A 15,376-nucleotide genomic window follows, 5' to 3' on the forward strand; every position below is an offset into this window, starting at 1 on the left:
TGCCGGGCCGACAGGCGCCGCCCTATCCTCATGACAACGCGTTGACGGAGACGAGTAGCCGAAGGATCACGCGAGCCAAGAGAGCTGCCGGTAGCTGGGAAGGCAGTCTCGCATCCTGGGTGAAGACCCTCCCGAGCGCGGGGAGGAACGGCTTTAGCCCAATGCCCCGCCGGCTGGCCCCCGTGACCGGGCCTGAATGAGGTCGCCCCTGACCGGCGGCGGCAAAGGCGTGGTGGCACCGCGAGTACCCTTCTCGCCCACGCTCCCAAGGGATCATGACGACGCCCTTGGAGGGCTGCGATGATCCACCCGACTACCCGCGTACTGGTCGCTGACCTGCGAGAACATATCGGCCAGACCGTTTCGATCTCAGGCTGGGTGAACACTCTCCGCCTGCAGCGCAAGATGCAGTTCGTCCTCGTGCGGGACCACACCGGCATGGCCCAGGTGACGCACAAGCGCGGCGGAGAAGGCGGCGAGCTGGAGGAACAGCTTGAGCACCTCACCGCCGAGTCCGCCGTACGGATTGTCGGCCGGGTAGTCGACAACCCGGTGGTCAAGCTCGGCGGTCTGGAGATCGTCCCGGAGTCGGTCGAGGTCCTGAACCGGGCCGAGACCCCGCTGCCGATCGACGAGCAGACAGGGCTGGAGCAGCGCCTCGACTGGCGCTTCCTGGATGTGCGCAGGCGGCCCACCGCCCAGCTGCTGTTCGCGGTGCAGACCACGCTGGAGCAGGGGATGCGCGAGTACGCGTATGCCGAGGGCTGCACCGAGATGCACACGCCGAAGCTCATGGGCACTGCTTCGGAGTCCGGTGCCGAGGTCTTCAAGCTCGGATACTTCGACCGCTCCGCCTACCTGGCCCAGTCGCCGCAGTTCTACAAGCAGATGGCGATCGCCGCCGGCATCGACCGGGTCTTCGAGATCGGGCCGGTCTTTCGTGCCGAACCCTCGTTTACCTCGCGGCACGCCACCGAGTTCACCGGTGTCGACGTGGAGCTGGCATGGATCTCCGACGTCGAAGACGTAATGGTCTTCGAGGAGCAGATGCTCACGCACGCCATCGCGAAGGTCGCCGAGGCACACGGGAAGGCGATCCAGGAGCACTTCGGGGTGGAGGTGGTGGTGCCGCGGACGCCGTTCCCGCGCGTCACCATGGCTGAGGCGCAGGAGGTCCTGCGGGCCAAGGGCTGGGACCCGGAAGGTGTCAAGGAGGACCTCGACCCGGAGGGTGAGCGGGGCATCGCCGCGCACATGAAGGAGCAGACCGGGCACGAGTTCGTGTTCGTGACCCACTACCCGACGAGCATTCGGCCCTTCTACCACATGCGGCCCGCGGACCAGCCGGACGTGACCCTCAGCTTCGACCTGCTGTGGCGGGGGCTGGAGATCACTACCGGCGCCCAGCGCGAGCACCGGTACGACGTGCTGCTCAAGCAGGCCGCGGAGAAGGGCATGAGTACCGAGCCGATGCGGGACTATCTGAACGCGTTCCGCTACGGGTGTCCGCCGCACGGTGGGCTGGGCATGGGGCTCGGGCGTGTGCTGATGGTGATGCTTGGCCTGGAGTCGATCCGTGAGGCCACGTTCCTGTTCCGCGGCCCGAACCGGCTCACACCGTAGGGCCCGGCCGCGCGGGCGGCAACGTGCTGGGCTGTGCCAACGGGTTCGTCGTTGGCACAGCCCAGGTCTGACGGGATCAGTAGCGAGTGGTGCGGAGGTCCCGCAGCCACGCCTCATCGGGGTGGTCGTCCCAGTAGCGGCGCAGGGCGAGCTCCCGTTCCGCGTAGCCGCCCTGGTGGCAGAGGCCGCCGTGGGAGATGGTGACGCTCATGGCCAGGGATGATTCGGCCGCGACCCAGTGCGGCGTAAGGGCGTGGCTCCACAGCAGATCGCCCGGTTCCATACGTACGGACAGGCGGTCAGCGGGGTCGTGTGGCGGCGGCTCCTCGGCGGTCGTCTCTCCGATGACCGCCGCCTCGGCCGGCAGGACGCGGTCCGGGTCCCGGTAGCCGTGGAAGGTCTTGGTGCCTTCCACCTGCCACACCAGGCCGTGTGAGTTGTCGTTGTGGTACGTGGAGGAGCGGCCGGCGGTTGAGATGAAGAGGATGGGCGCGCACCGGTGCCACGTGAATCCCAGGGACGAGAGGAACGTCCGCCAGGGGATCATGACCTGTTCCTGGAAGCCGTGCAGCAGCCCGTCGTAGAAACGGCTGAGGTTGAAGTGCACGAGACGGAAGGGCCATCTGGCGATCTCGCTGGCCGGGGTGTCGCGGAAGGCAGCCGTGCGGTCCATACGGATGGCCCAGTCGTCGTCCCCCAGGATCGTGAATCGGACTTCGTCGTCCTGCCGGATGGCGTCGAGGACGTCGATGGCCTCGGGGAACTCGAATCCGATCGGGGCGATGTCGCTGGCGAGCCGGAAGTTCGGCGGCGTTCGCCATCTCTCAGTGAATTCGGCGGGCGTGGTGACGCTGACGGCGGTGGACATCGGGGCCTCGCAGAAGGTCAGGTGTCGGCACGGCAGATGGCTGCGCAGTCCGGCGTGGTCCAGTCCTGCGTGCCGCGGGCGAGGAAGCTGGCGACGTCGGAGCGGGGTGCGTGAACGGGGACTCCGGACCGGCTGTACGGGCACCGTCGTAGCTCGCCGCCGGATGAGACGTAGAGGGCGGCGGAGCGGCATGGGTGCTGCCGTTCCGGGTAAAGCTGCATGGCACGCAGAGCGACGAGGTGCTCTTGGAACCGCGGGCTGAGCCGGATGTAGCGGCCGAGGAGGTCGGCATCGGCCCTGTGCTGCCGGACGTAGGCGTCGAGCGACAGTGCTTCGCGGGTGCGGGCCTTCTCGTCGAAGGTCACGGGGCTGAGCTGGATGTTGATGTCCTTATCGCTCAGCAGCTGGTGGATCTCACGGCACTCTTCGGCCATGACCTGCCAGTACGTGAGGTGAAGCACCCTAACCGGGGTCTCGATCTCCGCCAGGACCGAGACCCCGGATGCCACCGACCGCGTCGTGCGCCCCAGTCGCATCGCCCCAGCAGAGTCTGCGGAGACAGTGACGTTTGTCAGCAGGTGCGAGACCTCCGCCAGGCGGGTGACCTCGGCCGAGGTGCGGGCCGAGGTCACCACCGACACGGGCATGCCGAACTGGTGGGCGAGCCGGACGAGCTGGCGCAGCTCGGGGTGGTGCGTGGGCTCGCCGCCGGTCAGGCATACGCCCTCGACGCCGATCTCCTTGAGCCGGGAGAGTGCCCGAGTAAAGGTCGCGATGTCGAGGAACCCGTGGGCGCGGTCGGTGCGAAAGCAGAAGCCGCACGCGACCGCGCAGTGCCCGGCCGTACTGATAAGCGCCGTGCGGAAGGGAGGGTGCGTCGGTGTAGCACGCTCGGGCACGGTTTCAGTACTCACTGCACCCCCGTGCTGTCCCAAGCGGCAATCTCGACTGTGCTGGTGTAGAAGGCGCACATCTCCGGATCGGGTGCCTCCGCGCCGACCAGGGCCTGCTCGTTCCGGGACGGGCCACCGCAGATGGCGATCGCGGGGCAGTCCGCACATGCGGCGTACGGCGCGACCTTCTTCGCAATCGTGCTCAGCAGTTCGGGGTGGTAGCGCAGTTCGTTGAGCGTGTGGATGAAGCTGGGTTCGGTGAAGTTGATGTCGCAAAGGCTGACCCGATGACCTGGCAGGAGGGCCGCGTTGAGGCTGCGGTCGCCCTGCATGTGGTCGAAGAGCATGGGGCGGCGCGTGTCCAGGGCCTGGAAGGCGCGGTCGAGTACGGAGAAGAGCATGCCGCCCTTGCTCAGGGCGACGAGCCGGGCTTCGTAGAGCTCTCGGGCCAGGTCCCTTCCCTTCACCAGCCAGCGTCCGCGCGAGGGGATGGGCGTGTTGGCGTAGATGAACTTGAGCCCCAGCTCGTCGATGATCCACGACACGGTTTCGCCGAGACGCCCGATGTTGGCGGCGGTAGGCGTGAGGTTGCACCCGACGTAGAGGCCATCGGCCTCCAGCAGACGGCGCACATTGGTCCGGATGCGGTCGTCGGCCGGCTGACCGCCGAGGAGCTTGCGGTTGGCGGAGTTGACCGCTGGAGGGCCGTCGATGGAGATGCCGATCCCGTACTGATAGCGCAGGAAATGGTCCAGCATCTCGTCTGTCAGACGGGCGCCGTTGGTGACGACGGTGCGTCGGATGCGCTTCACTCGGTGCCGGGAGGCCAGGTGGTCGGCGAGTTCGTCGCCGTAGCGCATGAGGTCGAAGCGGATGGTCGGCTCGCCGCCGAACCACTGGATGGAGACTTCCTCCTGGCCGGCGTTCTGCTCGAAGAGGTAGGCCAGCCCCTCGGCGAGCTCCTCCTGCGTCATGTCCGGCTTGCCCGTGTTGGTGTCGACGAAGCAGTACGAGCAGGCCATGTTGCACCGGTCGGTAAGCACCACACGGAGGCCGCTGATCCGGCGCGGTGTCGGGTCGAGGTCGAGGTCTCGGAGTCGGTGGCGGAGTGCTTCACGCCGGTCAACGATCGGGCCGTCCGGCGTGAAGCCAAGCTCGGAGAGAGCGTCGTGGGTCGCGGTCGGGGGAACCGCGGAGAGGTCGGCGACCTCTCCGCGGTTGAGGTACACGCTGTCCAGCTCGACCGGGTCGAGGAGTACGGACTCCCCTTCCCGGTCGTACTGAACGTACTTCCCCCACAGAAGGCGGGAGGCGGCCATGATGATCAGGCCGCTCCCTCTGCGGCGATACCGAGGTCCGCCATGGACGTGCGAACGACTTCCTCGTAGCGGGCCTGCAGGTCGGCTGTGGCAGCAGGGGAGCCGCCGTCCGCCAGAACGATGACGCCGGGCAGGCTCGGGTTCGGGGCGATGACGGCGATCCCCGCGGGCTCGGTGCTGATCGCCATGATCGCTCCCTCGACCGGAACCCAGTCCAGTCCGTCCTTCACGGCCTCCATGATCTGGCGCTGCCGGTCCTGGAAGGAGGCACGCTCGCCCATCCAGACGCCGGCCTTGCTCTTGGAGTCCACGACATCCGCGTAGATGAGGTGATCATTCTTGCTGCGACGTGGTGTCGGCATGTCCTACCTCTCCGTCGGTTCCGGAGCCTTCGTGCTCCGCGGTCAGCAGACTGCCGGGGCGCGCTGGTCAGCGGGCTGTCGTAGCGCCGCACCCATGTAGAACCACCGCCGACATGGGGACACGGTCGCGCCTGTGCCGGCTCACGCCGGTCTGGAGGCCGGACTGTCGAACTGGTGCTGAACTCCCGTCGCAGGAAGGCCGTACGTCGCTGGTCAGCGCGTCCTACGCTGTTACCGTCGTTGAGGTCGGTCGAAGGAGCTTCGGTGGGCACGGTGCAGCGCTGGACAGGCGAAGAGGCGCGAGCACTACGGCAGGCGACGCGTCAGAGCGTGCGCCGCTTCGCCGCCTACCTCGGCGTCAGCGATCGGACGGTGTCCAATTGGGAGGCCCGGGGCAAGGAGATCGTTCTGGCACCGGACTCTCAGGCGTTATTGGACACGGCCCTGGAGCGGAGTGACGCGGATGTCCAGCAGCGTTTCTGGGGATCCGTTGGTGCTCCGATACCCGCTCCCGCGGCCGCACCGGACAACCACCTCCCGATACCCGTTCCGGAGCCCGGCTTGGTGCACAGGTCAGACGATTTCGAGGGTCTCGTCGCCGTTCTGCGAGAGGCGTCGGCGGCTGACGGCATCGCCACCGTGGCAGTCTGCGGCCCCGGAGGCTTCGGGAAGACGACGCTGGCGACCCAGGTCTGCCACGATCCCCGGATTCGGGAATCCTTCTCCGAGATCTTGTGGGTGGAAACCGGCGAAGGGTGCACGGCGGCCAGAGTCGTCGAGCTGATCTCCGACCTCTGTGTCCACCTGGACGGCAGTCGCCCAGCGCTGACGGATCCGGAACAGGCCGGCTTCCACCTGGCACGCCTGCTCCAAGGGCGCCAAGCCCTCCTGGTGATCGACAATGTCTGGTCCGCCGCCGATCTCGGGCCGTTCCTGCTGGGCGGGGAAGACTGCGTGCGGCTCGTCACCACGCGGAACGTCCGCGTGTGCCCCACCGCTGCTCGTGTCGTACGGCTGGGCCCCATGACGTCGAGCGAGATCAGCGAACTGCTCACCCGTAATGTCGGAGCCCTGAAGTATCCCGAAGCCGCTCGACTCGCCGATGTCTGTGGCGGCTGGCCGCTGTTGGCGGCGATCGTGGGGGCGAATGTCTCGCAGGATGTGGTCGCCGGCGCGTCGGCTGCACGCGTAGCCACGGAGGCCAGCGAGGTGATCCGCACGTACGGTCCCCAGGCTTTCGATGTATGGGACTCGGACCAGCGGAAGAACGCGATCGGGCAGGCCCTCGCATCCAGCCTGCGTAGCCTCGACGAGAACGTCTCGATCGGCGGGATTTCGGGCCTACGGGACAGATACCTCTCCCTGGCGATCTTTCCACCAGCGGCGCCCATCCCTGTGTCGGTACTTGCCCACTGGTGGCACACCACGCACGGCTGGTCTCCCCACGTCGTACGGCAGTTCTGTCGGGTCCTGTCGGACCGCTCCCTCGTCAGCGCCTATCTCGCTGATCGGGATGCCATCGTGCTTCACGACGTGTTCCGCTCCTACTTGCGCCACCTGGTCGGGGACCACTGGGCCGCGCTCCACCGGTCCTTGGTCGAGGCGTACCGGCAGATCACGGACGGCGGGTGGGAGACGCTAGGTGACGCCCACACCTATCTGTGGCGGCATCTCCCCTATCACCTGCGTGAAGCTGATCTCGACGCTGAGCTGGTCAGTCTCCTGGCGTCCCCCTCGTACGTCTTGCGCAAGGTCAGCCGAGTCGGTCACCAAGCACTGACAGCGGACGCGGCCGTACTGGACGCCCTGCCCCGGAGGCATGAGGACACCCATCCACAGCACCAGGTCTGGAACACGGCACGCATGATGGCCGGCGCCGGGTATCTCCTGAGCGGTCTGGAGAAGCCAGCGGACCTCGCTTCAACGCTCTCCATCGTGCTCCGCCGGTCGCCGCTACCTGCTTCGGCCCAGGCTCTTGATCACGTCACCGGATCCGGGCCCGTGCTTGAGGCGAAGTGGCTGCTGCCGCCTGAAGACGCCGCGCCGGAGTCCGTGGCCCCCGGGCACGTAGGCGCCGTCGTAAGCGTCTCCGTGGTGCGCAACCTCGTGGTCTCGGGCGGGGAAGACGGAGTGGTCAGGCTGTGGGACCTCGACACCGGTCGGTTCCTACGAGCTCATCAGGCCCACACCGGCTGGGTATTCGCCACCGCGCTGTCCCCGGACGGTCTCACCATCGCGTCGGCAGGAGACGATGCGGTGATCCGGCTCTGGCGGACCGACACCGGTGACCCTCTCGGTGTGCTGACGGGTCACACCCGTCGCATCCGCGGCCTCGCCTTCTCCTCCTCTGGCTCCGTCCTCGTCTCGGGAGCTGAGGACGGAGCCGTATGCGCATGGGACACGGACCGACTCGTACTTATGCGCAAGATGCATACGGCCGGGACTCCGATGTGGTCCGTGGCGATCGGCGGAGAGTCCGACTCGGCGGTGGCCGCGGTTGGCGAAGACGAGTTCGTCCGCCTCTTCGACCTCACCACCGGCCGTCTCCTGGATGAACGCGCGGCGCACCGCGACTGGGTGCGTACCGTGGCGTTCGCCCCGGGCTCTTCTCTGCTGGCATCCGGCTCCGGTGATCGCTCCGTACTCGTATGGAACACGGCCGACGGACAACTGGCGCCCATACGCCGGATCGCCGACCTGAAGGCTCGTGTGCGCTCCGTCACCCTGTCCCCGCGTGCCGAGGTCGCCATCGCCGCCACCGAAGAACCGAGGATCCAGGCGTTCTCGGCAGAGGGCCCAGTCGGCGAGACCCAACTGCCACCTGGTGTCGACTGGGTGCGCTCGGTCGCCCGTACGGACGATGGCAGGGTGATCGCAGGCTGCGAGGACGGCGGTGTCCGCGTCTGGAACGCAGGGAGGGGTCAGCTCGAAACGCTGGGCCGCGGGTCGAACACGGTGTGGTCCACGCAGTTCGCGGCCGATGGGCGTATCGCCGTTGTCGGTGATGGCGCGGGCAACGTAGGGCTCTTCGACGCTTCGACCTCGGCGTTCCGCCGCAGGCTCCCCGCGGGTCACGGACGTGTGTGGTCTCTGGCGGGCGGTACCCATCACGTGGCGGCGGCGTGCGGCGATGGAACGGTCAGAGTCTGGTCACTGGTCGACACGGGGTGGGACCTCACGCTGAACCAGGACGCCACGCGGACGTGGGCTGTAGCAATGGCCCGATCCGTGCCCCGCCTCGCGGCGAGCACCGGCGACGGGCACATCCGCTGCTGGGATCTCCCCAGTGGATCACTGCTGTGGAGCCAGGACGTGCATGCCGGCCGTCTGCGGTCGATCGCGTTCGACGACAGCGGAGACCTTCTGGCGGCCTGCGGTGGCGACGGCTCCGTACGCGTGTGGCATGCCTCGACGGGAGAATTCAGGGGCCGGTTCACCTGTCCCAGCGGGTGGGCTCGTGCGGTCACCGTGGACGGACTGGGCAACCGGGTCGCGGTTGGGGCAGGCACTGGCGACATCTCCGTACGCGATCTCCGTACCGACCGGTTCACCGCGCACCTCTCCGGCCATACGGGGCGCATCCTCATGCTCGGCTTCACCAGCGATGAAAGCCGTCTGATCTCTGCCGCGGCAGACGGGACCGTACGCCTGTGGGCGCTCGACGATCAGCGGCAGATCGCCGAGGTCAGGGTGGACGCCTCGCTGCACTGCGCAGCCTTCGACAGCCGGACCGGTGCAGTGCTGGTCGGCAGCGCGGCAGGCGTAGTGGCGCTGGATATCAAGGACACATGACCGACACGCGAAGGGCTCAGACACCATGACAGCGAAGACCTCCGGCACGTCAGGGGACCGGGCGAGGCGAAGCACCGGACGGCTGCCCGAGCTCAGCGCCCCGGTGATCCTGAGCAATGGGCCGGGCACCTTCGCCCGGGACGTCCTGGAACGTCGCCATCCCGCTCTGATCCGGCAAGTCCGCGACGCCTTCCCGTACGGACCGCAACAGCACCAGGCACTCGACGATCTGCTGGACGAGGTCACCAAGGGGGTCGTCGAACCACTCGACGCCACGGCCCCGGGCCACGAGGTATGGGCGGCGTGGGGGCGCGAACACTTCGGACGATCGTGGCTCGACGCCCCATTCCTCTGGGCCGAGAGCTACTTCTACCGCAAGCTCCTCGCGGCCATCGGCTACTTCGACGAGGGGCCATGGCGAGGAGTGGATCCCTTCGCGCCCTTCAAGCAAGCCGAGCTGCGCAGCTCGGCAGTGGACGAGGAGTTCCAGGCCCTCGATGAACTCGTCGACCTGCGTGAGGAGGAACGGGCTTCGGCCCTGCTGCACGCTTCGCTCTGGGGCAATCGGGCCGATCTCGGTTTCCGCGTGACGGCGGGGGATCCTGAGCACGCCGATACCGGTGCGAGTCTGGTCGCCGACGACAGCACCTCGTTGTGGTCGCTGCTCCCCGTGGGGGCGCCAACCACCGTCGCAGTGGTGGCGGACAACGCAGGGAGGGAATTGATCCCCGACCTGATCCTCATCGACCACCTCTTGGAACGCGGCCGTGCGAACCGCGTCGTACTCCACGTGAAGCCCTACCCGTACTACGTCTCCGACGCGACGTCCACGGACGTCATCGACTGTCTCCGCCGGCTCGTCCAGGGGCCCGGCCAGGCAGGCGAGATCGGCAAGCGCCTCTGGGAGGCAATGGCAACCGGGCAACTGGAGGTGCGCACCCACCCGTTCTTCTGTGCGCCGCTGCCGTACGAGGCAATGCCCGAGGATCTACGGAAGGAGTTCGCGGCTGCCACGTTGACGATCCTGAAGGGCGACCTCAACTACCGCCGTCTGGTGGGTGATCGGCTATGGGATGCGGCGACGCCGTTCACGGACCTCACGGCCTACTTCCCTGGACCCGTCGCGGCACTCCGCACCCTGAAGTCCGACGTCATCGTCGGGCTGGACGAGCAGATGCTGAGCGGCCTTGATCAGAGCAGTCAGGCATGGCGCACCAGCGGGACCCACGCTCTGATTCAAGCTCGGTCGTAATGGTTTCTGAGCCAGAATCGGCCGGCCATGGGGACACGGCGGCATAGCGCATTGAGTCGGCGGCCGTAGGGAGATGGGCTCATGGCGTTATTCATGGTGGCCGCGACCGTGTACGGCGTGGCGCAGTTGCTGGTGTTGTCTTCGCCGACACGGTCGGTGCGGATCAGCACCGTGCTGCTGGCGATCGCAGTGGGCGTCTACGGCTGTGGAATCGCGACCGCGCTGCTGGAGTACGCGTACACGCGGGCGGTCGCCGATCAGCCCAGGGGTGGGGCGCTGCTCAAGGCCGTGAATACGGCCAGCTACACGGTCGACCCGGTGATCGAGGAACTGGTCAAGGTCACACCGCTGCTGCTGGCGGCATGGAACGTCAAGATCCGCCGCCAGTGGGGCCTTACCGACTACGTGGTGATCGGTGCCGCGCTGGGTGCCGGTTTCGGCCTGCTGGAGGCGGTGGTCCGCTTCGGCCTGGACGCGGACCGGGCACTTGACCATCCGGCCGGTGGCTGGATCATCCCGGACAGACTTTTCCCGCCCTACATCCCAGGCCCCGATCAGATCTTCTCGTCCTGGTTCCCCGCCCCTTCCAGCTCCCTGGACCTGGGCGAGGTGCACCCGGCCGCCGACACCAGCCCCCACCTGGTCTACACCGCCGCGGCGGCTCTGGGAGTCGGCGTCCTCATACGTGCTCGCGGGTGGCTACGAGGCGTGGGCCTGGTCCCTGTTGCGGCCGCCTGCGCCCACCACATCCTCGCCAACTACTCTGCCCAGCATCCCGCCGACCGGGACACGAAATCGCTGGTCGACGACCTCGACGGCATCCTGTGGGCCGTTCCGCTGGCGTGCCTGGCCATCGCGGTGTCCGTCGACATGTGGCAGATACGCCGAGCCAAGCGCACGATCCCCGGGGTGCTGCTCCAGGCGGAGCGGGCCGGCCGCACGGGCCTGGAGGCGCTGGTCGCGTATGGGCTGTGGCGGGTGCCCTGGTCGACGCTGATCGCGCTGCGCTTCGCCCGCATGCGCCGCGCCCTCCTCTACGCGGCCGGCCGCGCCCCCTACCCCGGCTCCGAATCCCTGCATCGCACCGTCGCCTGGACCGCCGGACAGATCGACGCCACCAACCACCAACACGCCTGGCACGGCATCGGGCTGCGTACGGTGCGCCAAGCTGCCCGAGCCATACGGGACCGGCGCCGGATCTGGGGCATCCTGATCTCCCTGGTCCTGATGCTCCCGGCTCTGGTCCTCCTCGGCGCGGGCTCCCTCCCGGCCGCCGCCGAACTCCAGGACCAGCTCAGCACCGGCAACGGCCCACACATCCTCATGGGATTCGGCATCGCCGGACTGCTCTGGATCACCTGGCAGCTCACCCAACTGCTGCGCACCTGGCAGGCGACCAGCATGATCGCGCTCGCCGAAGCACAGGCCATGGTCCGCTTCCGAATCTGGACCGCACTCGGCGGCCTCACCACCGGCACCGTGCTCCTGCTGCGCATGCAGCAGAAGGGGTTGGGGCCGGACGACGCACTGCTCCGCAAGTTCCACCTGCTGGAGGCGCTCAACAACTTTCTCGCCTACCTCGGCTTCGCGCTCATCCTGCTGTCTTTGCTCGCGCTGTTCCCACCCGGCGGCGGACTCGCCCTCGCAGGCACCGGCGCCGTAGCCGGCACCATCACCATCGAAGCGGCCATCCACGCCGCCGCACTCGGCACCCTCGGCGTCGTCCTCATGACCGCGGGGTCCGGTAGCGGCGAAGGCAGTCCGGAGTCTCAGGGCGAGACAACGCCAGCGCAATCATCCGGAAGGGACCGGGTGAAGCGGGGTAAGGAGTACGAGGACCACCTGCAGGAGACACTGGGCGGCCGCGGGTCGTTCAGAGACGGGGGACGCGAGTTCGACGGAGCTTTCACGGGCGATGATGGTGTCGAAGTGTGGTACGAGGCGAAGTCCGGGAGGTATTGGGAGCTGGCGAACGAGAACCCGAAGGTCATGGAGAAGTTCAAGTCGAATCTCGGCGATGCGCGCCGAATAGCCGAGGAGGGCGGAAGGAAGTTCTCCCTGATCTCAGAGAAGCCAATACCCGAAAATATCGTCAAGTGGCTCGACAAGAAGAACTACACGTGGCGAGTGATCCCCAAGGGGGCGGGATAGTGTCCCGGACAGCAGACATTGACTTTACATTCCAGGCGCCGGTTTCCGTGTCCCGCGTAGTCCAAGTCTTGTCCGAATCCGGCTGGTCGCCAGTAGAGCTCCGCGGGATCTCTTACGCTGTCCCTGACGAAGACGGCGACCTGGACTGGTACAGCACACCCCCCGACGCGTTCGCGCACGTCGTCGCAACTCTGGACTCCCCCGAGCGCCATCGGCAAACCATTGGCATCTCCATTTACCATCCAGGGGCGAAGACCGGTGGACTGCTCCTTTTCTTCTCCGGCAGGACGGATATCTCCTTCTCTCCTTCAATTAATAGGCGGTCCCACTCCGCGGCAGAGGAGCTGACCGATCTACCTTGGTACCTTGAGAAGATGCTCCCTCCACTATTCAAGATCGGCCTATTGGGGTACAAGGCCCAAGACATGGCTGACTGAGTAAAATCCGTGCCTCGGGTTCGCGCGCATGCGAGGATCGGCGAGCTCCAGCGCCGGGAGCCAGGACGCCGTACCGCGCGGCCGAGCGGCGAACCCACGGCGCCCTTTGCCACGGCGAGGCCCGCCGGAGTCACGGCGATATCCGCGGACTCAAGCGCGGGCAGGGTGACGACGTTGGCGACCTTGCGCGGCCCGGCGCGGAGCGTTGACGTATGACTTGGTGGAGGACCGTGCCGGGAACGTGGCCGACGGTCTCGGCTCCCCGCACGGGCCGGCCGTTCGTATTGCACATGGACGGCCCCTGCGGGTTCTCACAGGTCTATCGGCGCTGCCGGTGCTGTTGCTCAGCGGGTGTCGTGACTACCGCTGCGGGCTGTGGGTTTCGGGCCCGCTGGGTGGGGGTCGATGCCGTCATGGTCGAGCGTCGGCGGGCAGCTTCGGCGCGGCGGTTGGGTGCGGGGTTGCGGCTGGTGTGCTGGATACGGGTGATCAGGACGCGGGCGGGTTGGCGCGCGGTGGACAGTTCACGTTGGGCGGCGGCTTCCTTGAGTAGCTGGTGCGGTTGGTGGCCATGGGCTTCGGCGTCGGCAAGGACGGTGGCGAGGGCGGGCCAGCCGGAATCGGCGAGGATCCGGTCGGCGTGATCGGGGACGGCGGCACGAACATCGCTGGCGAGGGTGAGGCGGGTGGTCTCCCTGGGCTGACGCTGTTCGAGTTCGGTGAGCACGGGTGTGAGGGCGTGGTCGGCGGCTGCCTGGAGGCGCTGGAGGGCTTGGCGGGCGGCGTCAGCCTGGTGGGCATGGCCTTTCGCCTCGTGCCAGCGCCGGGCGACGATGGCTGCCCAGACCAGGGCTGCGACCAGAGCGGCGAGGACGCTGCCGTCCGGTCCCGTGGCGGTATGCACGATGTCACGCGCTGCGATGCGCACGGTGTCGGCGGCCCGGTCCTCTGACTGGATCTGTGAGCGCTGGGCGCGTGCGAATGCCTTGCTGGCGGCCTGTAGTTCGGCATGCAGGTGGGCTGGGGCCTTCTGGGAGGTGGCTTCGATCAGTTCGCCAAGGGCGGCGATGTGTGCCTGGGCCCGCGCGTCACCGCCGCCCTCACTACCTGTGCCGGTGATCTCGGTGTGGAGTGCGTCGAGGGCGCCGGTGGCCTGCTCCCAAGGGTTGGCAGGCCGGTTGCGGCGAGCGGTGGGATGCTCCTCGGGCGCACCGGTCTCCAGGCGTGCCTTGAGTTTGGGCAGGCTCAGGTCGGGGGCGATCCCCCCGCCGGGGCGGAAGATCTGCTCGCCGTTCTCGTTAACGTCGCCGGGGCGGCCGACGGCGTAGCCGAGGAGATCGCCGGATGGAGCGCGCCGGGGCTTGACGGCGATGCCGTCGGCTTCGAGATAAGCGAGGAGTTCCTCAGCAGTGGCGGCGTGGGGGATGGCGGCGCGGATGCGGTCTTCGAGCCACCCTTGGCTGGTCTGCTCCCAGCCGAGGCGTTCGGCCTTGTGCATCTCGGCTTGGGTGGGGCGGCGGGTGGCGGTGCGGTCGCCTTTCTTCAGTCGGCGCAGGCCGTAGTCCTTCTCGATCTCTCGGCAGGCGTCGCCGACGCGGATGCCGCTGTCGTGGAGTTTGGGGCGGCGGCCGTCTTCTCGAACGGTGGTGGCGAGGATGTGGATGTGGTCGTCGGCGTGGCGTACGGCGATCCAGCGGCAGGCCAGGTCGTCACCGACCGGGACGATGCCGGCCGCTTCGACGATGCGGTGGGCGATCTCGGCCCATTCGGTGTCGGAGAGGTAGCGGTCCCCGGGGGCTGCCCGGACGGGACAGTGCCAGACGTGGTCAGTGATCTTCTTGCCGAACTCGTTGTTGCGTAGCCGTACGGGCTCGTCGAGGTAGCGGCCGAGTTCGGTAAGGGTCGCGTTCTCGTCGCGGCCGGGGTCGGGCATGCCGAGCATCGCGAAGCCGGCGACGATGTGCGGGTCGATGTGTTCGTCGTGGCGGCCAGGTCCGTAGAGGTAGGCGAGCAGACCGCGGGTGTTGGACCCGGCCGGTTTGATGGCGGCGATCACGCGGACACCCCTTGTTCCGGGTTGGCGGGCTGACGCAGGGCCTCGGCGATCAGCTCCAGCAGGCGGTGGAGTTCGTCGAGATGGCGACGGACTTCCGGCGGGGTGAGGTCACTGTTGAGGGCGCGGGCGATCTGGTTGACGTTGACGCCGATGCGGTTGAGCTCGCGCAGGACCTGGGCACGGAACATGTGCGTGCGGCGGCGGTCCTCGGACAGAGGCAGGTTGGCAGTGAACCGGCCGGTGATGAAGGCCAGGACGACGTCGGCGGCGAAGCCGGACTTGCCCTTGTAACCGTGCTCAACGGCTGTCTCTTGGAGGCGGGTGTCCTCGTCATCGGTGAAGAGCATGGGGCCGACACGGACGGTGCGTTTGATACCGGTGAAGCGGCGGATCGTGGGCTGTGCACTCTTCACGGTGGGCTCGCCGGCGGCAGTCTCGGCGGCGCGGGCGGGGCGCAGGATCTCGCGCTGGGCGGCGTGGAGGGTTTCCCGGTCGGGGCTACCCTCGGCCACGACCTCTTCGCCCGGCGCCCCCTGGCGCTGCACCGTCTCCGCCACCCCCGGGGCGGAGTTCCCCGAAGCCCGGCCTTGAGTCGGACTCGGGGTACTACTGGCTCCGCCAGG

At 67.7% G+C, this 15,376-nt stretch carries 10 protein-coding genes; 4 read left to right on the forward strand and 6 right to left on the reverse strand.

The window, feature by feature from the left end; all coding sequences use genetic code 11:
* Positions 1-300 precede the first annotated feature (300 nt).
* Positions 301-1,623, forward strand: a complete 1,323-nt coding sequence (aspS, locus tag LRS74_RS14895; protein WP_277741456.1) for an aspartate--tRNA(Asn) ligase — start codon at positions 301-303, stop codon at positions 1,621-1,623.
* 76 nt (positions 1,624-1,699) lie between these two features.
* On the opposite strand, the gene LRS74_RS14900 is transcribed toward aspS, so the two are convergent.
* From LRS74_RS14900 to LRS74_RS14915, 4 genes are read right to left on the reverse strand one after another with little or no spacing between them, the layout of a single operon-like run.
* Positions 1,700-2,491, reverse strand: a complete 792-nt coding sequence (locus LRS74_RS14900; RefSeq protein WP_277741457.1) for a hypothetical protein — start codon at positions 2,489-2,491, stop codon at positions 1,700-1,702.
* 17 nt (positions 2,492-2,508) lie between these two features.
* On the reverse strand, positions 2,509-3,405 hold the full coding sequence (locus LRS74_RS14905; protein WP_277741458.1) for a radical SAM protein: 897 nt from the start codon (positions 3,403-3,405) through the stop codon (positions 2,509-2,511).
* Positions 3,402-4,703 (reverse strand): radical SAM protein, encoded by a 1,302-nt coding sequence (locus LRS74_RS14910; RefSeq protein WP_277741459.1) that lies wholly within the window; start codon positions 4,701-4,703, stop codon positions 3,402-3,404. Before LRS74_RS14910 ends, LRS74_RS14905 begins: the two co-directional genes overlap by 4 nt.
* A gap of 5 nt (positions 4,704-4,708) precedes the next feature.
* Positions 4,709-5,065 carry a hypothetical protein gene (locus tag LRS74_RS14915; protein WP_277741460.1) on the reverse strand — a complete coding sequence of 119 codons (357 nt, stop codon included), beginning with the start codon at positions 5,063-5,065 and terminating at the stop codon, positions 4,709-4,711.
* 264 nt (positions 5,066-5,329) lie between these two features.
* Here LRS74_RS14915 and LRS74_RS14920 point away from each other — a divergent pair, with 264 nt between their 5' ends.
* The 3 genes from LRS74_RS14920 to LRS74_RS14930 all read left to right on the forward strand — a co-directional run bounded on the left by LRS74_RS14920 (position 5,330) and on the right by LRS74_RS14930 (position 12,260).
* A complete protein-coding gene (locus LRS74_RS14920) occupies positions 5,330-8,857 on the forward strand; it encodes an NB-ARC domain-containing protein (RefSeq protein WP_277741461.1) in 3,528 nt (1,175 codons plus the stop codon).
* Positions 8,858-8,882: 25 nt separating this feature from the next.
* A complete protein-coding gene (locus LRS74_RS14925) occupies positions 8,883-10,109 on the forward strand; it encodes a damage-control phosphatase ARMT1 family protein (protein WP_277741462.1) in 1,227 nt (408 codons plus the stop codon).
* Between the two features lie 81 nt (positions 10,110-10,190).
* Positions 10,191-12,260 carry a PrsW family glutamic-type intramembrane protease gene (locus tag LRS74_RS14930; RefSeq protein ID WP_277741463.1) on the forward strand — a complete coding sequence of 690 codons (2,070 nt, stop codon included), beginning with the start codon at positions 10,191-10,193 and terminating at the stop codon, positions 12,258-12,260.
* A 756-nt stretch (positions 12,261-13,016) separates the two neighbouring features.
* On the opposite strand, the gene LRS74_RS14935 is transcribed toward LRS74_RS14930, so the two are convergent.
* A complete protein-coding gene (locus tag LRS74_RS14935; protein ID WP_277741464.1) occupies positions 13,017-14,753 on the reverse strand; it encodes a mobilization protein in 1,737 nt (578 codons plus the stop codon).
* Positions 14,750-15,310 carry a MobC family plasmid mobilization relaxosome protein gene (locus LRS74_RS14940; RefSeq protein ID WP_277741465.1) on the reverse strand — a complete coding sequence of 187 codons (561 nt, stop codon included), beginning with the start codon at positions 15,308-15,310 and terminating at the stop codon, positions 14,750-14,752. Before LRS74_RS14940 ends, LRS74_RS14935 begins: the two co-directional genes overlap by 4 nt.
* Positions 15,311-15,376 lie beyond the last annotated feature (66 nt).

The sequence above is a fragment of the Streptomyces sp. LX-29 genome, assembly GCF_029541745.1.
In the GTDB taxonomy this organism is placed as follows: domain Bacteria; phylum Actinomycetota; class Actinomycetes; order Streptomycetales; family Streptomycetaceae; genus Streptomyces.